Origin of the sequence: Lentibacillus amyloliquefaciens, assembly GCF_001307805.1 — a bacterium.
Lineage (GTDB): Bacteria > Bacillota > Bacilli > Bacillales > Amphibacillaceae > Lentibacillus > Lentibacillus amyloliquefaciens.
In genome coordinates, this window is record NZ_CP013862.1 from 2,696,667 (window position 1) to 2,717,237 (window position 20,571).

General features: G+C 41.6%; 17 protein-coding genes, 1 pseudogene and 1 other annotated feature. Of the genes and pseudogenes, 6 read left to right on the forward strand and 12 right to left on the reverse strand.

Annotated elements, in window-relative coordinates; translation table 11 throughout:
- Positions 1 to 38 precede the first annotated feature (38 nt).
- The 5 genes from serS to guaB form a co-directional block, all read right to left on the reverse strand.
- Entirely contained in the window at positions 39 to 1,316 is a 1,278-nt protein-coding gene (serS, locus tag AOX59_RS13680) for a serine--tRNA ligase (RefSeq protein WP_068446375.1), read from the reverse strand.
- Positions 1,317 to 1,429: 113 nt separating this feature from the next.
- Positions 1,430 to 1,649 (reverse strand) — a binding site (T-box leader).
- A 181-nt stretch (positions 1,650 to 1,830) separates the two neighbouring features.
- Complete coding sequence (gene pdxT / locus AOX59_RS13685) at positions 1,831 to 2,421, reverse strand: pyridoxal 5'-phosphate synthase glutaminase subunit PdxT (protein WP_068446378.1); 591 nt, start codon at positions 2,419 to 2,421, stop codon at positions 1,831 to 1,833.
- 18 nt (positions 2,422 to 2,439) lie between these two features.
- Positions 2,440 to 3,324 (reverse strand): pyridoxal 5'-phosphate synthase lyase subunit PdxS, encoded by an 885-nt coding sequence (pdxS, locus tag AOX59_RS13690; RefSeq protein ID WP_068446380.1) that lies wholly within the window; start codon positions 3,322 to 3,324, stop codon positions 2,440 to 2,442.
- Positions 3,325 to 3,385: 61 nt separating this feature from the next.
- The gene (locus tag AOX59_RS13695; RefSeq protein WP_068446382.1) at positions 3,386 to 4,732 is read right to left on the reverse strand and encodes a D-alanyl-D-alanine carboxypeptidase family protein; all 1,347 of its coding nucleotides are present in this window, start codon (positions 4,730 to 4,732) and stop codon (positions 3,386 to 3,388) included.
- A gap of 177 nt (positions 4,733 to 4,909) precedes the next feature.
- Positions 4,910 to 6,376 carry an IMP dehydrogenase gene (gene guaB, locus AOX59_RS13700; RefSeq protein ID WP_068446384.1) on the reverse strand — a complete coding sequence of 489 codons (1,467 nt, stop codon included), beginning with the start codon at positions 6,374 to 6,376 and terminating at the stop codon, positions 4,910 to 4,912.
- A 301-nt stretch (positions 6,377 to 6,677) separates the two neighbouring features.
- On the opposite strand from guaB, the gene AOX59_RS13705 reads away from it, so the two are divergent.
- Together AOX59_RS13705 and AOX59_RS20745 are read left to right on the forward strand one after the other, a co-directional pair.
- Positions 6,678 to 7,328, forward strand: coding sequence for a YaaC family protein (locus tag AOX59_RS13705; protein ID WP_250637005.1), 651 nt, complete (start codon positions 6,678 to 6,680; stop codon positions 7,326 to 7,328).
- A gap of 11 nt (positions 7,329 to 7,339) precedes the next feature.
- Positions 7,340 to 7,629, forward strand: a pseudogene (locus AOX59_RS20745) (YaaC family protein).
- Between the two features lie 268 nt (positions 7,630 to 7,897).
- Here AOX59_RS20745 and gyrA read toward each other — a convergent pair.
- The 7 genes from gyrA to dnaA form a co-directional block, all read right to left on the reverse strand.
- Positions 7,898 to 10,399, reverse strand: coding sequence for a DNA gyrase subunit A (gyrA, locus tag AOX59_RS13710; RefSeq protein WP_068446386.1), 2,502 nt, complete (start codon positions 10,397 to 10,399; stop codon positions 7,898 to 7,900).
- Positions 10,400 to 10,481: 82 nt separating this feature from the next.
- Entirely contained in the window at positions 10,482 to 12,407 is a 1,926-nt protein-coding gene (gene gyrB / locus AOX59_RS13715; protein ID WP_068446388.1) for a DNA topoisomerase (ATP-hydrolyzing) subunit B, read from the reverse strand.
- A gap of 102 nt (positions 12,408 to 12,509) precedes the next feature.
- A complete protein-coding gene (gene remB / locus AOX59_RS13720) occupies positions 12,510 to 12,788 on the reverse strand; it encodes an extracellular matrix regulator RemB (RefSeq protein WP_068446391.1) in 279 nt (92 codons plus the stop codon).
- 14 nt (positions 12,789 to 12,802) lie between these two features.
- Positions 12,803 to 13,915 carry a DNA replication/repair protein RecF gene (gene recF / locus AOX59_RS13725; protein ID WP_068446393.1) on the reverse strand — a complete coding sequence of 371 codons (1,113 nt, stop codon included), beginning with the start codon at positions 13,913 to 13,915 and terminating at the stop codon, positions 12,803 to 12,805.
- Positions 13,916 to 13,928: 13 nt separating this feature from the next.
- The gene (yaaA, locus tag AOX59_RS13730) at positions 13,929 to 14,135 is read right to left on the reverse strand and encodes a S4 domain-containing protein YaaA (protein WP_068448361.1); all 207 of its coding nucleotides are present in this window, start codon (positions 14,133 to 14,135) and stop codon (positions 13,929 to 13,931) included.
- Between the two features lie 404 nt (positions 14,136 to 14,539).
- A complete protein-coding gene (gene dnaN, locus AOX59_RS13735; RefSeq protein ID WP_068446396.1) occupies positions 14,540 to 15,676 on the reverse strand; it encodes a DNA polymerase III subunit beta in 1,137 nt (378 codons plus the stop codon).
- Positions 15,677 to 15,865: 189 nt separating this feature from the next.
- The gene (gene dnaA, locus AOX59_RS13740) at positions 15,866 to 17,218 is read right to left on the reverse strand and encodes a chromosomal replication initiator protein DnaA (RefSeq protein ID WP_068446398.1); all 1,353 of its coding nucleotides are present in this window, start codon (positions 17,216 to 17,218) and stop codon (positions 15,866 to 15,868) included.
- 568 nt (positions 17,219 to 17,786) lie between these two features.
- On the opposite strand from dnaA, the gene rpmH reads away from it, so the two are divergent.
- From rpmH to jag, 4 genes are all read left to right on the forward strand, one after another.
- On the forward strand, positions 17,787 to 17,921 hold the full coding sequence (rpmH, locus tag AOX59_RS13745; RefSeq protein WP_068446399.1) for a 50S ribosomal protein L34: 135 nt from the start codon (positions 17,787 to 17,789) through the stop codon (positions 17,919 to 17,921).
- Between the two features lie 67 nt (positions 17,922 to 17,988).
- On the forward strand, positions 17,989 to 18,345 hold the full coding sequence (rnpA, locus tag AOX59_RS13750; RefSeq protein WP_068446401.1) for a ribonuclease P protein component: 357 nt from the start codon (positions 17,989 to 17,991) through the stop codon (positions 18,343 to 18,345).
- A gap of 87 nt (positions 18,346 to 18,432) precedes the next feature.
- Entirely contained in the window at positions 18,433 to 19,197 is a 765-nt protein-coding gene (gene spoIIIJ / locus AOX59_RS13755; RefSeq protein ID WP_068446403.1) for a YidC family membrane integrase SpoIIIJ, read from the forward strand.
- Positions 19,194 to 19,808 (forward strand): RNA-binding cell elongation regulator Jag/EloR, encoded by a 615-nt coding sequence (gene jag, locus AOX59_RS13760; RefSeq protein WP_068446405.1) that lies wholly within the window; start codon positions 19,194 to 19,196, stop codon positions 19,806 to 19,808. The genes spoIIIJ and jag overlap by 4 nt, the downstream gene beginning before the upstream one ends.
- The last annotated feature ends 763 nt before the right edge of the window (positions 19,809 to 20,571 follow it).

Sequence of the window (20,571 nt, forward strand, 5' to 3'; positions counted from 1 at the left end):
AGGGGACGTCCGACGCTATCCTGTCTTTTTCATTTGCGTTATGCCTTTAAAATATCCTTTCCACCCATATATGGGCGCAACACTTCCGGGATTACGACTAAGCCATCTTCTCGCTGATAATTCTCCAAAATAGCGGCTACAGTACGTCCGACGGCGAGACCGGATCCATTCAACGTATGAACAAATTCCGGCTTTTCATTTGAATCCCTGCGGAAACGAATACCGGCACGTCTTGCTTGAAAATCCTCGAAATTTGAGCAGGAAGAAATTTCACGGTACGTTTCCTGGCTCGGAATCCACACTTCAATGTCATATTTTTTAGCAGCCGTAAAGCCAAGATCTCCTGTACACATACTCATCACACGGTAAGGCAGATTTAAGCGCTGCAGAACTGTTTCAGCATCATTTGTCAGTGTTTCCAGTGTATCGTAGGAATCTTCAGGTTTCGTAAAGTGAACCAGTTCGACTTTATTGAATTGGTGCTGGCGTATCAATCCGCGTGTATCACGTCCGGCAGAACCTGCTTCCGATCGGAAATTTGCACTGTAAGCCGCATACTTCTTCGGCAGCTCATCAACATTTAGTATTTCATCACGGTGAAAGTTCGTAACCGGCACTTCAGCCGTAGGGATAAGAAAATAGTCCCATTCTTCCAGTTTAAACACATCTTCTTCAAATTTAGGAAGCTGTCCGGTCCCGGTCAGACTTGTACGATTAACGATTTGCGGGGGCATCATTTCAGTATAGCCATGTTCATCCGCATGCAGATCCATCATAAAGCTGATTAATGCCCGTTCCAGCCGTGTCCCAAGTCCTTTGTAAAACACGAAGCGGCTTCCGGTTACTTTGGCAGCCCGTTCAAAGTCAATAATATCCAAATCGGCTGCAATGTCCCAGTGCGGTTTTTCCTCGAAATCAAATGTTGGCAAATCGCCCCATTTGCGTGCTACGACATTATCTTCTTCATCTTCACCAATCGGGACGCTTTCATGCGGGATATTCGGAATCGAAAGCATAATGGTTTCCAGTGTTTCTTCAATTTCCTTCAGTTCTGAATCAAATGCTTTAATTTGTGCCCCGACTTCACGCATTTCTTTGATTGCCGGTTCTGCATCCTTTTTTTCCTTTTTCAATGAGGAAATTTGTTTCGATGCCTCATTGCGCTTTGCTTTTAGCGTCTCTGTTTCAGAAATTAACGTTCTGCGCCGTTCATCCAGTTCACCGAATCGTTCCAGTTCTGACAAGTCCTCACCGCGGTGAGCCAGCTTTTCCTTTACTTCAGCAAAATTATTCCGTAAATGTTTCATGTCCAGCATGTTAAAATCCTCCTTTTTAATTCAATTTTGTCCAGTTCCAGAGCTTGCCCTCTCAAAGTTTTAAACTTCTTGCAGACACTTTTCCATTAAAAAACTCCCGCCCCTGATAAAATATCAGGGACGGGAGTATTGTTCCCGCGTTGCCACCCTTATTGAAGCAAGTAACGCTTCCGGCTCAAATACGATAACGGCGTTTAGCCGGGACTGCCTACTGACACTTTTCAGCAAACCAGTTCAAGGATGGATTCACAAGCAGCGTAATATCGGTTCCCAGCTGTCACCGACTCTCTGAAAAAAAGCATGCAAGCTACTAATTCCTTTCACGACTGTTACATTTATTATTGTTTATCCCGCATGTAACTGGCAGTAAGACCCCCATCTCAAATGTTCGCGTATACGATGAAGATTAGGGGGCAACTGCCAGTAAATGTCCGATTCGTTCATCTAACAATCAGTGGGAGAGAAAGAGACCCCCCACTGATTGAAGATTCACTTTATCATATCGGATTTTTTACTATGATGCAAGTGTCTGTTTCGATTGTTCCACCATTTGTGCAAAATATTCAATAAAACGGTTATCATCTGTCAGCTCAGGGTGGAAAGCCGTCGCCAGGTAATGCCCTTGTTTAGCTGCGACTGCCCTGTCTTTGTAAGTTGCCAGCACTTCCACATCAGATCCTGACTCAAGTATATACGGGGCACGTATAAACACAGCATTGAACTGATTCCCGACATATGTCACATCCAAATTCGCTTCAAAACTTGCCACCTGACGGCCAAAGGCATTCCGCGCGACCTTCATGTTCATTAAACCTAAGTGCGCGTGGTCCTGGCCTTCAATTTCATTTGCCATTAAAATCAGGCCTGCACACGTGCCGAAAATAGGCTTTCCTTGCTTTGCAAACGCTTGAATGGCTTTAAAAAAATCGTAGCCATCTATCAATCGACGCATTGTTGTGCTTTCACCGCCGGGCAAAATTAGGCCATCAATTTCTGCCAGCTGCTCTTTTCGCTTGATTTCGAGGGTTTGTGCGCCTGTTTCCTTAACAGAGCGTATATGCTCACGTACAGCTCCCTGCAATGCCAGTACACCAATTGTACTCATATCGGGTCACCCTTCTTTCTATTCGCTGCGATCTTGCATGCGGTCTTGACCTTCCAAGGTACCAATCTCAATTCCTTTCATGGCCGTGCCAAGGTCTTTGGAAAGTTCACCAATCAGCTTATAATCCGTATAATGTGTTGTCGCTTCAACAATTGCTCTCGCATATTTTGCAGGATTGGTTGATTTGAAAATACCGGATCCGACAAACACGCCATCTGCTCCCAGCTGCATCATTAATGCCGCATCAGCCGGACTTGCAACACCGCCGGCAGCAAAGTTGACGACAGGCAGGCGACCTTCCTCTTTGACTTCCATCAGCAATTCATATGGCGCACCGATCTCTTTTGCAAACGTCATCACTTCATCATCCGACATTGAACTCAGCTTTCTGATTTCAGACTGTACCTGACGCATATGCCGGACAGCTTCAACGATATTGCCTGTACCCGGTTCACCTTTTGTACGAAGCATGGACGCCCCTTCACCAATACGGCGTGCTGCTTCACCAAGGTTACGGCAGCCGCACACAAACGGTACAGTGTAATCCGATTTTTTCAAATGAAATTCTTCGTCTGCAGGTGTTAATACTTCACTTTCATCAATATAATCAACACCCATCGCTTCAAGTACACGGGCTTCCACAATATGGCCAATGCGTGCTTTAGCCATGACCGGAATCGAGACGGCATTCATGACTTCTTCGGTAATTTCAGGGGTGGCCATTCGGGCTACTCCGCCAGCAGCACGTATATCAGACGGCACCCGTTCCAGTGCCATGACCGCCACCGCTCCTGCTTCTTCAGCGATTTTCGCCTGTTCGGCATTTACAACGTCCATAATGACGCCGCCTTTTTGCATTTCTGCCATACCACGTTTCACACGTTCTGTTCCTGTATTTCCCATATATACGCCTCCTGTATAATTGACCATTGGATTTTTAGCCTTGCATCTTGTCAGGTCTTATTTAAAACCAGCCTTTAACTGTATCAACGACCGTGCTGAATATGTCTGTAAAGAAGCTGCCAATAGCTCCAAGAGTCAGCATAAACCAGTTATTCTTTTCAACGGCATCCTGTGCAACCAGATTAATTGATCCAGGACTCTCGTCAGGCAAAATAGAGCCATAATTTTCATCATCACCATTATAGGTCACTTTAGCAGTACCGACTTTTTCACCTTTTTCAATCGGTGCTGTTAATTCACCACTTTCATTCATTAAATCTTCATTGAAATGATATTCGATGGTATAATTCTCTGCCTGTTCACCTTTAACAGAGGCATTGAAAGCTTGATCTGTCGCAACCTGTACAGTATCTTCTTTACCTTTTAATACAGGAATAGATGATTCACCTTCCAGCTGATAGCCTGCCGGGAAGATTTCCTGATTTTCAAATTGCTCAAAACCATAATCCAAAAGCTTAGCGGTTTCCTGGAAACGTGCTTCCATACTCTCTGTTTTCATAACAACGGATATCAGACGATTGCCATCTTGTTCAGCTGTACCGGTGAAGGCATATTTAGCGAGATCTGTATGACCGGTTTTCAATCCGTCCATACCTTCATAATAAAATTGCTGGAGCGAACTGGATTCCTCACCATGTTTCAACATCCAGTTCCAGTTCGTAATCGTTTCACCTTCAAATTCAGTTGACGGAATTTTCGTGACATCAAGTGCTTCAGGATAATCATTAATTAAACGGTATGCCAAAAGAGCTGATGAACGGGCTGATAATAAATTATTGGCATTCGGATCAGTACCCTCCGGCACGTTTTCACCAAGTGATGAATTCGCAAGGCCGGTAGAATTGACAAATTCTGTATCTGTCAAGCCCATTTCTTCTGCTTTGGCATTCATCATCTTGACGAATTCACCTTCAGATCCGGCAATCAGCTCAGCCAGTGCAATACTCGTCGCATTATCCGAGTTGATTGCCATGGCATCATATAATTGTTTAACGGTATAGTCTTTATTTTGTTGTAAACCTACCCCCGAGGATGATGTATCCGCAGAGATGCTGTAGGCATAGTCACTGATCTGTGTTGTCGTATCCCAGCTGATTTGACCTTCCTCAATAGCCTCATGTACAAGATATTCAGTCATTATTTTGGTCATACTAGCTGGAGGTAGTGCCATATCAGGGTTTTTTGCATAAATAATATTCCCTGTCTCATAGTCAACCAGGATTGCTGATTCAGCCTCAATGTCTACCGGTTCTGCAGCTTTTACAGAATGAGGCTGAATGGCAATGGTTAAAAGCATTACCATTGTAACAAGTAATAGCGGCACGAATTTCCTTAAGTTGTATCTCACTTTCTCTACCTCCACCTTATTGATGAAAAACATCTGTTGATTTATATCAGGCTGTTAAATAAAGCCTTCTATTAATTTTTTATACCTCTGATATTTTACCATAAAAAATTGAAAAAAAATAGACAGGGAAAAGCCCTATCTAATAAATATTCAGTAGGTACGATTGACTATTTTGAATTACGAATAATTCGGTGCTTCTTTTGTAATTTGCACATCATGCGGATGACTTTCTCTTAACCCGGCATTTGAAATTTTGATAAACCGGGCATCATGACGCAGCGCATCAATTGTTTCCGTTCCACAATAACCCATGCCGGCCCTTAAGCCGCCGAGCAATTGGTGAACAGTATCGGCAAGCGGTCCTTTATAGGCAGTCCTTCCTTCAATCCCTTCAGGAACCAATTTTTTGGCATCCTCAGCATCCTGAAAATAACGGTCCTTGGAACCTGCCTTCATAGCGCCAACCGAACCCATTCCGCGGTATACTTTGTATTGTCTGCCCTGGAATATTTCTGTTTCGCCGGGACTTTCCTTTACACCCGCAAACATACTGCCGAGCATTACAGCGTGAGCACCGGCTGCCAGTGCTTTAACAATATCACCGGAATATTTGATGCCGCCATCAGCAATGACAGGAACCCCATATTCGGCTGCAGCTGTAGCACAGTCATAGACAGCTGTAATCTGCGGAACGCCAATACCTGCTACGACTCTGGTTGTACAAATCGATCCAGGGCCGATGCCGACTTTTACCGCTGATGCGCCTGCTTTAATTAACTCTGCAGTCGCTTCACCTGTGGCAACATTCCCGGCGATAATATCAAGATCAGGATATGCTTCTCTTATTGCGCGGATTTTTTCCAGTACACCCGCTGAATGACCGTGGGCAGTGTCGATGACGATCACGTCAACACCTGCTTCAGCAAGGCTGTCAATACGTGCCATCGCATCTCCCGTCACACCAACAGCAGCGCCAGCAAGAAGCCTGCCCTGTGAGTCTTTAGCAGTATTTGGAAATTCAATCGCTTTTTCAATATCTTTTATCGTGATTAAACCTTTCAAGTAGCGATCATTATCGACAAGCGGTAATTTTTCAATCCGGTGTACCTGCAGCAGATGTTCCGCTTCTTCAAGTGTGGTTCCTACAGGGGCTGTCACCAGATTCTCGCTTGTCATCACATCTTTAATTGGTGTGGAATAGTCCTGGATGAAACGCAAATCGCGATTCGTCAAAATACCAACCAATTTTTGCTCATCAATTGTATTAACAATCGGGACGCCGGAAATGCGGAATTTTGCCATTAAATGTTCAGCATCAAAAACCTGATGTTCCGGTGTGAGGAAAAACGGATTTGTGATAACACCGCTTTCTGACCGTTTAACCCGATCAACCTGTTCTGCTTGCTCATCGATTGACATGTTTTTATGAACAATCCCCAAGCCGCCTTGTCTGGCCATAGCGACGGCCATATCCGCTTCAGTAACTGTGTCCATGCCAGCACTCAAAAGCGGTGAATTAAGCCTGATTTTTTCAGTCAATGCTGTACTGACATTGACTTCATTCGGTAATACATCCGACTTATCAGGCATCAATAAAACATCATCAAATGTTAGTCCTTCTTTGGCAAACTTGTCTTCGCGCATGCCTCATCCTCCTATCAGAAATTATTTATAAAGTGAAACTTCATTCAGTAAAGTGTTCTTCTTTACTGAATGTTAGTTGAACAGAATCGGTCATTTAGGATCAGTTGCCGCTATATTCCCGCGGTTTACTGACCATTAAATACGGGAAAAATGATTATTCTTTTTTAAGCTGGTCAAACTATACTTGTCTTACTATTGTTATTTAGAATACGCCAACAAAAAAGCTTTTTCAATACAATAACAAACACATATTAAAAAAAAATCAATTCAGAAAATTTGTATAAATAGTGAGGAGTATTTTATGATCAATCAGTCTGATAGGGACCTATATACTTATCTTCAGTCACAACAGACAGCACAGCGTTATTTAAATGACTGCTATAAACAACTTGATGGTATCGATACGACCGTGAAGAGTTTTGAAAATAGCCAGCCCTTCATCCATTATTTGGATCATGGCGTCCGGTTTTATGAGAATGGCAAAAGTATGGAAACCTTGCTCCAGCCGATGCTGTTTTTTTACGGCATGGTCCATATACTGAAAGCAGTGTTATTAACTGTCAGACCAAATTATCCGGAAACAACGGCAGTATTAGCACATGGTGTCTCAAGCAGAAAGCGCAAAAAGAAAGATTATACGTTTTTGAAAGATGAAGTGAAAATTCAGCACAATGGACTCTATCCTTATTTCACACATTATTTACTGGGCATTAAAGAATCACCATTTGAAAAAATTACTATGGAGCGGCTTCTGGCCTTAATACCGGAGATGACCTCCATGTTCACTTTTCATCAGCAGGACAAAATGACTGCTGTCGGCCGTTTTGATACCTCACATTTAAAATTTCCCGTCTCATTGCTCGACAGCTACCACTTAACAGCCAATGCTTTTATTAAGCGTATCAAACGCTATTTGCCGGCTATTCAGCATACAGAAACACATGGGCAGTAATTGATATTTATTTGGATGCGCCGTTCAAACCTGCCCATAACAGTCCGTTTTTCACTGAAACAAACGGCAGTGCTATTTATTTTCCCATCCACCGCGAAAATTTTCTCCCGATTTCTGAAATTATGATACATTATTTGCTTTTGTACAATTTAAGCATGCTGTGCCGCTATGAATCCCAATGGTGGGGGAACTGCTGACAGCCAAGCCGGACGCAGATTATCCGTTTATTAAAGCCTTTTTGAAAATTACTTCCGAGAAAATCCCGAACCTTCTCGAAGAACTCCTTTTGCAAAAATACTAGGATAAACAGCCGGACTTCCTCAAGTTATCCAAGAACACGTTTACAACAGAATTATCAAATTTCGCAGATTGCGCTCATGCTGCAGTTTTTCAACAATTTTGGAATGTGTCCTCTCATTCTCAGATGTCATCTTTAAGTAAACATCACATAAAAGGCTTTTTATAGTCCTCTACTGTCTTTTTATATTGTTCTCCATATGCCTTTTTGACTAAAATGGTGACCCAAAACGATTACTGTTGGGTCACCATCAAACAAAGCTATTGATTCATTAAGTTTCCTGATCTTCTTCTGAGCTTGTTTCGGAGTCTTCATTTTCATCAGTATTCAACTCATCTAGTTCTTCATCTTTATCTACTTTTGCAACCGTTGCAACTTCCTCATTATCATTCAAACGGATCAGACGGACACCTTGTGCATTTCGTCCGGTCTGTGAGATTCCTTCAACCGGAATTCGAATCAGCACACCGGCGACTGTTATGAGCATGATTTCTTCATCGTCTGTCACAGCTTTAACCGCGACAACTTCATTATCATCGGCGAGTTTACACGTGAAAATTCCCTTACCGCCGCGGTTTGTAATACGGTATTGCTCTTCTGGTGTACGTTTTCCGATACCTTTATTGGTTACATGGAGCACTTCAACGCCTTTATCCAAAATCTCCATGGAAACAACTTCATCATCATCGCGCAGTGATATGCCACGCACACCGGCTGCATTTCTTCCCATTGAACGGACCTGGTCTTCCGGAAAACGGATAAGATAGCCATTTTTCGTGCCCATCATGATATCTTTGGTTGCATCTGTCATCCTGACTGAGATTAATTCATCTTCATCCCTCAGACCGACTGCAATCAGCCCGCCTTTTCGTATATTGGCAAATTGCGATAACTTCGTGCGTTTGGACAAGCCATATCTCGTCGTGAAGAACAAGAAATAATCCTCACTGTATTCAGCGACTGAAATAACAGCGTTGATCCATTCATCTTTCTCCACCTGCAATAAATTAATAATCGGTATGCCTTTGGCAGTACGGCTGAATTCCGGAACTTCATAACCTTTGGCACGATAGACTTTCCCTTTATTTGTAAAGAAGAGAATCGTATCATGGGTTGATGTTGACACCAAATGTTCAACAAAGTCATCCTCATTCGTTTCCATGCCCTGGATGCCGCGTCCGCCGCGTTTTTGTGTCCGATATGTTGATGCAGGCAAACGTTTTACATATCCTTGGTGTGTCAGGGTAATGACCACATTTTCCTCAGGAATCAAATCTTCATCATCAATAAAATCTGCCCCGCCGGAGACGATTTCTGTGCGTCGATCATCATTATATTTCTCTTTAATCTCTGTCAGTTCTTCCCGGATAATTTCCAGAACCTTTTCATCGTCTGCCAAAATGGCTCTCAATTCATCGATTTGCTTGAGCAAGTCATTGTATTCATTGACAATCTTTTCGCGTTCCAATCCCGTCAGACGCTGCAAACGCATATCCAGAATAGCCTGGGCCTGTTTCTCACTCAGATCGTAATTCTCCATCAAGCCGTCACGGGCAACATCGGTTGTTTTCGATTCACGAATCAGCGAAATGACTTCATCAAGATGGTCAAGTGCCACCCGCAAACCTTCCAAAATATGTGCCCGCGCTTCAGCTTTACGCAGTTCAAAAGCAGTTCGGCGCTTAACAATTTCTTTCTGATGATCCAGGTAATGTTCAAGACACTGCTTAATCGTTAATACTTGCGGAGCCCCGTCAACCAAGGCAAGCATATTAACGCCAAATGTTGTCTGCAGAGCCGTATATTTATATAAATTATTTAGTACTATATTTGGATTGGCATCACGCCTGAGTTCGATAACAACACGCAGGCCATTGCGGTCTGATTCGTCACGCAGATCGGTGATTCCGTCAATGCGTTTGTCGCGGACAAGTTCTGCAATTTTCTCAATCAATTTCGCTTTATTAACCTGGTAAGGCAATTCGGTTGCAATGATCGTTGATTTGCCATTTGACTGTTCGTCAATATGGGTTTTTGCACGAATGGTTACTGAGCCTTTTCCAGTTTCGAATGCTTTACGGATGCCGCTTCTGCCTATAATTTCACCAGCTGTTGGAAAGTCAGGACCGTAAATATGATTTTCCATTAGTTCACTAATCGTAATTTCCGGATCTTTAATGACAGCGAGTACCGCATCAATTGTCTCACCAATATTATGAGGCGGAATATTGGTTGCCATCCCGACGGCAATCCCTACGCCGCCATTTATAAGCAGGTTTGGAAAACGGGCAGGAAAGACAACTGGTTCCCGTTCTGCTCCGTCATAATTGTCCGTATAATCAACGGTGTCTTTATTAATATCCCGCAGCAGTTCCATCGAAATCTTGGACATGCGTGCCTCAGTATAACGCATGGCTGCCGCTGAGTCACCATCGACTGAACCAAAATTGCCATGCCCATCCACTAGCATGTAGCGATAACTGAAATCCTGGGCCATGCGCACCATGGCCTCATAAACAGCCGAATCCCCGTGTGGGTGATACTTACCAATAACTTCACCAACAATACGGGCTGATTTTTTATAGGCCTTATCTGAATGCATGCCAAGGTCGTTCATGGCATACAAAATTCTGCGGTGGACAGGTTTCATGCCGTCACGCACATCGGGCAGTGCGCGTGAGACGATGACACTCATAGCATAATCAAGAAAAGACGTGCGCATTTCCTGACCTAAATTAATTTCCTGTACGCTGGGACGATGTTCATCCGCCATTTACAAATACCTCCAAATCTTCCTTAAGTCGGTATTTCTGCCATCCTGACTTAAAGTCTCTGTTTTCTGTCCGAATGTTTTTCTATATATCAAGATTCTTAACATACTGAGCGTTTTCTTCGATGAAATTTCGGCGCGGCTCCACTTTGTCACCCATCAGCATATCAAAAATATGGTCTGCATCTATTGCATCGGTCAGCCCTACTTGAAGCAACGTCCGTGTTTCGGGATCCATTGTTGTTTCCCAGAGCTGCTCTGCATTCATTTCGCCTAAACCTTTATAGCGCTGGAGTCCCGGCTTTGGAGATTTCGGAAGTTCTTCCAGAATTTGCTCCATTGTTTTTTCATCATAGGCATAATGTGCTGCTTTACCCTGCTGAATTTTATACAATGGCGGCTGAGCGATATAGACATAGCCATGTTCAATTAAAGGACGCATATAACGATAGAAAAAGGTTAACAATAATGTGCGGATATGCGCACCATCAACATCCGCATCCGTCATAATGACAACTTTATTGTAACGGGCTTTCGTTATATCAAACTCTTCGCCAATCCCTGTTCCAAGAGCCGTAATCATTGCCCGTACTTCCTTATTGGATAAAATTTTGTCTAAACGTGCTTTTTCAACGTTTAATATTTTCCCGCGTAATGGCAGGATAGCCTGAAAATGCCTGTCCCGTCCTTGCTTGGCTGAACCGCCGGCGGAATCGCCCTCAACAATATACAGTTCACTGATGCTTGCGTCCCTTGAGGAACAGTCTGCCAGCTTACCGGGCAAGTTTGACACTTCAAGCGCACTTTTGCGTCTGGTCAACTCTCGTGCCTTTTTCGCTGCAATTCGCGCACGCGATGCCATTAATCCTTTTTCGACCACGACTTTAGCCACGTCCGGATTCTCAAACAAAAACTTGGAAAAGCTCTCACTGAATGCTGAATCCGCTACTCTTTTCACTTCACTGTTTCCAAGCTTTGTTTTTGTTTGTCCCTCAAACTGCGGGTTCGGGTGTTTAATCGAAATTATTGCGGTCAAGCCTTCTCTCACATCGTCACCGGTTAAGTTTGGATCATTTTCTTTGAACATGCCGTTTTTGCGTGCATAATCATTAATCACCCGTGTAAGTCCTGATTTAAAACCGGCTTCGTGTGTCCCGCCTTCATGGGTATGAATATTGTTTGCAAAGGAAAAAATACTGCTGGCAAATCCATCATTGTACTGAATGGCGACTTCAACCATAATTTGCTGTTCTTCCACTTCAGAATAAAATGGTTCATGTAACACACCACGATTGCGGTTTATATATTCAACGTATGACTTGATGCCGCCTTCGTAATGATATTCAACCGGATCCTCATCTGTCCGTTTGTCTTCGAGCGAAATCGTGATTCCTTTATTCAAGAAGGCAAGCTCACGCACACGCTGTTCAAGTGTATCAAAGTCAAATTCTATTGATTCTGTAAAAATTTCCGTATCAGGTTTAAATTGGGTTCTTGTGCCGGTAAATTCCGTTTCGCCAATTGTTTCAATTTCCCCTTGTGGCACACCTTTTTCAAAGCCAAGGTAATAAATGTTTCCATCACGGTGAACATAGACATCAAGATGGCTGGAAAGGGCATTAACCACTGAGGCACCTACACCATGGAGCCCGCCGGAAACTTTATAGCTGTCGCTTCCAAATTTACCACCTGCGTGCAATACTGTCATGATGACCTCAAGCGCCGGCCTGCCGGTTTTTTTCTGGATATCAACTGGGATGCCGCGGCCATTATCCGTGACAGTGATACTGTTATCTTTCTCGATAATGATTTGAATCTTATCAGAGAAACCTGCAAGTGCTTCGTCTATACTGTTATCGACAATTTCCCATACAAGATGATGAAGCCCTCTTTCACTTGTTGTACCGATGTACATTCCGGGCCTTTTTCGTACTGCTTCCAGTCCTTCCAGCACTTGAATCTGGTCGGCACCGTATGCTTGATTTCCTGTAATTCTTTCTTCTGCGGACATTTTTTCACCTGCGTTTCCTGCAAAAACTCAGCCAAATTGAAAGGCATAAGTTTTCATATACTTTGAAAATATTTTTAAGTGTTGTTCAACAATATACTTCACTTATTCAATTTCATCTGAATAGTCATCCAGTTTACTAATTGTTGAGATCATGCTTGCGCGTTTTTTTAACGTTGAGACTGACAACGAACTGAAATAAATCTGATCATTCGTAACAACAACTGACTTTGCTTCGTCAGTTGGACCGAAAACTTTTTTCTGTTTAGTGTTGTTTTTGATCATTTTATCCATGGTGCCGGATGAGGTCACCACTCCATGATCAATGATGGAAATGACATCTCCTGATTGGATGACATTATCATTGCCTATATGAATAAACATCGTATCCCTCCCCATCATGTAACGACCTTACCATTCTCAATCCGGTATAACTGTGCTTCATGAAGCGTTTCATGATTGACCCCATTAATATTAGTTGTGGACACAATCGTTTGGACTTTTCCCTTGATTGTGTCTAATAAATGGGATTGCCTGTGGTCATCCAATTCACTTAAAACATCATCAAGAAGCAATACCGGGTATTCACCGACTTCATTATATATAAGCTCTATCTCTGCCAATTTAACCGATAAGGCGGTCGTTCGCTGCTGACCCTGGGATCCATAGGTCTGTACATCTTTATCATTGACATAGAACATCATATCATCCCGGTGGGGTCCGATTAACGTTGTCCCGCGGTCTATCTCTTTTTCCTGCAATTCATGGAATTTATTGGTATAGATACTCTCCAGCTTTGCCTTATCAGCTGATTCTGATACCTCTATCGTCGATGAATAGCAGATATCCAGTTTCTCCGTTTGATGGCTTATGCCACGATGGATCGGACTCGCCCATTGACGCAGCAAATCAAGAAAAATAAACCGCCGCTCCACTAATATGGCCGCATGCTGACTCAACTGCTCCGTCAGCACATAGAGCATTGTTTTGTCCTGTTTTTCAAAGCGCTGTAACTGTTTCAGTAAGTGATTTCGCTGTTTTAATATTTTTTGATATTGGCCAAGATGATAAATATATGTCGGTTGTATCTGGCCGAGTTCCATATCGATAAAACGTCTTCTCATCTGTGGTGCGCCTTTGACAAGTGCTAAATGCTCAGGTGCGAATATAACAACGTTCAAAGCGCCGATATATTCGCTTAGCTTTTTTTGCTCAATGTGATTTAATTTTGCTTTTTTGCCTTTGGCTGACAATACGATTTCAAGGGGGAATGATTGTTCTCGCTTTTTAACCCTGCCTTCTATTTTAGCATACTCCTGCTCCCATTGGATAAGTTCTTTTTCTCTGGGTGTACGATGGGATTTCGAAAAAGCAAGAACATAGATGGCTTCCATGAGATTGGTTTTCCCTTGAGCATTCTCACCGATGATCATATTAATTTTATCGTCGAATGTAATATCAAGTTCGTTGTAATTCCGATAATTTTTTAATTGTAAGTGTTCGATATTCATTAAAAATTCCCCGTCAGTGATCTTTCGTGACAATATAAGTGCCGATGTCTTCCATCTCAACAACATCATCCGGATAGAGTTTTCTGCCTCTTCTATGCTCACGTTCACCATTTACAAATACACCTTCATCCTGTAGGAATGCTTTCACCATGCCGCCGGAATCAAGTATATTAAGCAGTTTGATAAATTGCCCCAGAGGAATGTATTCAGTTTCGATCATGACTTTTTCAGGTTCCTGCAAATTAATCACCAAACTTTTCCCAATAATAATAACGGTCACTTGTACTTCCTATCTATTTTACTAAAGATTTAGGGTTAAAGAAAGGAATGTTACTTAAACAGCGATAATATGACATATAAGAAAATCCATCAGCCTGAAGTCCTGATGGATTAATGTGAGCTTTTAGTTTTTTTAAATAGAGGTCAAGAAAGTATAAAATTTTTTTATCAAATCTGCTTTGTGCATGAAAAGTGACGTCCGGCTCAAGTGCTCAGCAACTATCAAACTTCACACTCCTCTACTACGATTAGTCAACATCGACTCACTACATTCGTCGTGTCTCCCTTATCTCATTGCGGAATGCTCCAGTTTGTACGTTGCTAAACGGGCACTTGCACTTTTGTTCAATATGTTCTGACAGGCAAAATTAGTTGAAGCATTGAATCATCACCGGACGGTTTAATGATAAACGGCCGCATAGCACCGGTGAATTCAATGGTCACCTCATCATTTTCCATTACCTTTAATGCATCGAGCATGTATTTTGAACTGAATGAGATTTTAAGGTCTTCACCCTCAAGCGATTGAATGGAAACTTCCTCGGCTACCTGACCAACTTCCGGTGAGTTACTCGTAATTTCCAACAGTTTATTTTCTTTCGTCGTCAGTTTAACAACATTATTCCGTTCTTCTCTTGCAAGCAACGATGCACGGTCAATCGTATTGCTTAATTCTTTCGTTTTCACGTGAATGATTGTTTGGCTTTTGTCCGGAATCAGCCGGGAAGTTTCCGGATAATTACCATCGAGAAGCCGTGACAGGAAATTCAAATGTTTTGTCCGGAATAAAATTTGATTATTGGCGACATTGATTTCAACTTTTTCATCATTGTCATCTAGAATTTTATTTAGTTCATTCAAGCTTTTCCCGGGCACAACGATATTGGAAAGATTAAGTTGCACACCCTCAAGCGGCACATTTCTTGAAGCAAGACGATGACTGTCAGTTCCCGTGAAAATTAATGTTTCATTTTCAATTTTAATATTAACCCCGGTTAAAATAGGTCTTGTTTCCATCGTTGAGACAGCAAATCCGGTTTGTTTAATTAAATTTTTAAGTAAATCAGACTGGAGTTCGAAACTGTTTTCAGTTTGTATTGTCGGCAACTGTGGATATTCGCTGGCATCTTGTCCATTTAGGTTGAATTTTGCTTTTCCGGACTGGATTGTAACGTTAAAATTTTCATCTGTTTCGATTTCGACTTGTTTTTCAGGCAGTTTGCGCACAATTTCTGAAAAATAGCGTGCTTGTAAAACAACTCTTCCTGCTTCGATATGCTCTGCATTCACTATGCCATCTTCTTCAGCAGGAATAAATGATTCGATTGAAATATCTGAGTCACTTCCTGTTAACGTGATGCCATCTGATGCTGCTTCAAGTTTGAGTCCCGTCAGAATTGGAATAGCTGTTCTGGGGGAAATAGCTTTCATGACATCTTGCACACTAGCAATTAACTTGTCACGCTGAACGATAAATTTCATGAAATTTGATCTCCTTTTTTGGGTATTGGGTATATATATATTATTTATTAATAAAATATAATAGTAACAGTAATAAGGCCTGTGATTATGTGGATATCTCAAAGAACTTGGCGAAATCAAAGTTATTCACATGTGGAAAAAATGTTCATAAGTATGGTCCGTTTATTCACATTATACACATGTTTATAACTAAATAGATTTCAGCTGCTCTTTTAATTCTTCAATTTCCCGGTGCAGGAGTGTATCACTTTCCATCTGCTTTACAATCTTCTCGTGTGCGTGAATCACTGTTGTGTGATCCCTTCCGCCAAATTCTTCACCAATCTTAGGCAGGGAAAAATCAGTTAGTTCCCGTGACAGGTACATGGCGATTTGTCTAGGGAAAGCAATTGATTTTGTCCGTTTTTTAGCTGCAAAGTCTTCCAGTTTCACTTTATATTTTTCTCCAACAGCTTGTTGAATGCCGTGAATCGTAATGGTTCGCGGCTTATTGTTCGGGATGATATCCTTTAGCGCATCCGCTGCAAGTGATGCATCTATATCCTGATTGACAAGAGAAGAATAAGCGACGACACGGATTAACGCGCCTTCAAGTTCACGAATGTTGGTATCGATTTGATTTGCGATATACAGCATCACTTCATTTGGAATGTCGAGCCCTTCTGCTTTGGCTTTTTTGGATAGAATGGCGATACGTGTTTCCAAATCAGGTGGGGTGATATCTGTAATAAGTCCCCATTCGAATCTGGACCGCAGACGATCTTCAAGTGTCGGTATCTCCTTTGGCGGCCGGTCACTTGAGATAATAATTTGTTTATTATCTTCGTGCAGCGCATTAAAGGTATGGAAAAATTCTTCCTGTGTCGATTCTTTTCCCGCTATAAATTGAATATCATCAATTAATAGAATATCGATATTACGGTATTTATTTCTGAATTGCGTTGCTTTGTTATCCATGATGGCGTTAATGAATTCATTCGTAAACTTTTCCGATGAGAGATAGACCACATTTGCTTCAGGACTATGATCCCGGACGTAGTGGCCAATTGCATGCATCAAGTGTGTTTTGCCAAGACCGACACCACCATAAATAAACAGCGGATTATAGGCTTTTGCGGGAGCTTCCGCGACTGCCAGTGATGCAGCATGGGCAAAACGGTTGCCGGATCCGATAACAAATGTGTCAAACGTATATTTGGAATTCAGCATGGTTTTGGTTTGATCGCTTGTACCGTTATTGTTTCCGGCAGGCACTTTTTTCTGTGTTTGAATGGCGGTATTTTCCGGTTCTTGGGAATCAGGGATAATAAATTTAGTAGAGAGATTGGCTCCGGTTATTTCAAGTAAAATATCATTAATTAAGCTTGTGTATCTTCCTTCCAGCCAGTCACGGGCAAATTCATTTGGTGCCATGACGGTCAATGTATCTTCTTTCAATGAATCGGCTTTCGTATTTTTCAGCCAGGTATCAAAGCTAGGTTTTGAAATTTTTTCTTCAATCTTTTCCAACGTCATATCCCATAAATCTTGAATGTTTTCCAATCCACTCACCCCTTTCAGATGTGATAGATGATAGAAAAACCCTTTCCCGGTCATTCATGGCATAAATAACTAAAGGAAAGGTTTTTTGTTAAAAAAAATGTGCGTATATGGTTGTGGACGATAAATTTAGTCAGCTCATCATTATAAATAAGTTATAAACGCTATCCACATTTTTGTTGATAACTTGATGAACAGAGGTGTGAATATATATCCACACATTATCCACAAGTTGTGGAAAAATATGAGAGGTGAATATGTTATACACATGATAGAACATAAACATAATACCAAAAAAAAGTGCATTGCGCAACGGGTTTTCGACACTTATCCACAAATTCAACCAGTTGTAGACAAAGTTTATCCACGGCACTATATTTTGTGAGTAAATTGTCGATTTTGTTGTGCACAAGAGAAAAAGTATAAAAAATTAATTCAAAAGCAATTGTGGATAATTTTTTTAGGGAGGAAGTTGACAGAGCTATTCGTTTTTCATTATAATGTCTTGGACTGCCTTATTATTGTAATTGTAATTTAGGTGATTGTAATTCCTCAGGGAGGTGTATGATAAATGAAAAGAACATTTCAGCCAAATAACCGTAAACGGAAAAAAGTTCACGGTTTCCGCACTCGCATGAAATCAAAAGACGGCCGCATGGTATTGAAGCGCCGTCGCCGTAAAGGAAGAAAAGTATTGTCTGCTTAGACCACTGACATTATCAGTGGTCTTTTTTCCACTATTGCGGAAAAGTTATTTTCTGAAGGTGATCGTGTTGAAAAAAAGATATCGGATAAAGGATAATGAGGAATTTCAATATGTGTTTAAAAATGGCAAGTCGTTTGCAAACAGGCAGCTTGTTCTATACTATATAGAGAAGCCTGGCCAGAAGCACTTTCGTATTGGATTATCTGTCGGGAAAAAAATAGGCAATGCTGTTATGCGAAATCAGATAAAACGTTATCTGCGCCAAGCCTTTCTGGAGTTGGAAGACAGTGTCAGACCAACAAAGGATATTATAATCATTGCCCGTTATCCGACACGACAGATGGATTTTCATCAAGTGAAGAAAAGTTTAGTGCATTTGTTGACAAAAAAGGGTTGCTTATCAAAAAATAGCCGCACTTTTTGATTATATATGGAATTTTTTATTGATTTAATGGTAAAATAGCTATTAGATTTTATACATATGTTTTTTTGCTTGTTAGGAGGAAATAAATTGCGTAAAAAGGTTTGGCTGGTTGCTGCCTTGATTGGGTTAGTGGCTCTGCTCTCCGGCTGTATGCAAATAAATGAACCGATTAGTCCCGAAAGTACGGGCATTTGGAATTCATATTTTGTATGGCCGCTGTCCCAAGTGATTACTTATTTTGCTGAGTTATTCAATGAAAACTATGGCTTGGCAATTATACTTGTTACGATAATTGTTCGTTTGATACTTTTGCCATTAAATGTTAAGCAGCTTAAAAGTTCCCAGGCAATGCAGGATATACAGCCGGAACTTAAAGAACTGCAACAGAAGTATTCGTCAAAAGATGCTAATACACAACAAAAACTGCAGCAGGAAACGATGCAGTTATTCCAGAAGCATGGTGTAAATCCGCTGGCGGGCTGTTTGCCAATCTTTGTGCAAATGCCGATTTTGATTGCCATGTATCATGCCATTATGCGTACGCCGGAAATTCAGACGCATACTTTTCTATGGTTTGAACTGGGCTCACCGGACTACGTTTTACCGCTGATTGCCGGTGGAGCAACATTTTTCCAGCAAAAATTAATGATGGCGGGAAGTCCTGCGGCACAAAATCCGCAAATGATGGTCATGCTGTATGTCATGCCGATCATGATTACAGTCTTTGCATTTTTCTTCCCGGCAGCATTAGCGCTATACTGGGTTGTAGGTAACGTATTCATGGTTGCCCAAACGGTTTTCATTCGTAAACCAATGATGAATGCTAATAAAAATGGGGGAGACAAAAAGTGAGAGAAATAACTGCTAGTGGACAAACGGTTGAAGAAGCGGTCCAATCAGCATTAGAGCAGTTAGACACCACAAGAGACCATGTTGAAGTTGAAGTGATTGATGAAGGCAAGAAAGGATTATTGGGTGTATTTGGTTCAAAGAAGGCATTTGTAAAGGTTTCAATGGTGAAAAATCAAATAGAAGAAGCAGAAGCATTCTTAAAAGATGTTACTCGAAATATGAATGTACAAGCTGATGTCTCCACGACAGTCTCTGAAAACCATGTAACCTTTGACTTATCCGGTGATAAGATTGCCGTTTTGATTGGAAAACGCGGCCAGACATTGAATGCTATCCAATATTTAGTCCATCTTGCAATAAATAAAGATGGCAGTCAGTACTACAGTGTCACAGTTGATGCTGAAGGCTATCGTGGAAGAAGGAAGGCAACACTGGAAGCATTGGCTCATAAAATGGCCGATAAAGCATTGCGATATGACAAACATGTTGCGCTTGATCCTATGCCGGCTTTTGAACGTAAGATCATTCATAATGCATTACAGCAGAATGATCAGGTTTCGACCCATTCAGATGGGGTAGAACCTCACCGCCGTATCGTCATAACGCCATAATAAATATTAAATGAAAACCTCCTGAAAACGGAGGTTTTTTTGTTGGCTTTTGTCGGATTCTTTATTACTTTACTGCAGCAGTAGAGAGTCAGATTTTGTATTGTTTAGTAAGGCTATCTAACGACAATCTTTTTGAAAAGCTGTTTTCTAATAGGTTGTTGTTTTTTGACTCAAAATTCCTAAACTGCGACGTAAAGTCTTATTTGATTATTTGGAAAAGCTCTCTGGCGACGCAGCTCAGAATTACTCAGCTTTTGAGTGAGTTCACCACGATCCTCCTCGCTCGCGGGCCATGCGGGGTCTACAAAAGCTCGTTGTCCCACAGGAGTCTCGCATATCCCAGCTTCTCCATGGTTGCGTGGTGTTGATATAAAAATATCTAATAAAGCAACAGAAAGCCGTTTTGAGCGCAGGAAATACACTCCAGACTCCTGCGGGAATAAAGGCATAGATGAGACCCCGCAGCGCGCCAGCGCGAGGAGGCTCATCAGCCGCCCGCGGAAAGCTGGAGTGTTTTTCCGGAGCGGTATTATAGCACTCACACATTGTTCATAATACGCTGTATTTCACATCAACTGTGAGGTTAAGAATAGTAAGAGAACCGTTTTTTGTAAACAGTCTTCGTTTAAAAAAGAAAGGACTGACCGAAAAATGATTGCATTTAAGAAATCCTTTTACCCACATGTGGATAAGAGGATTTTATAATGTATAATATTAACACTGTGGATAAGTTTATTTTTAATTGAATTTGTGATATTCTATT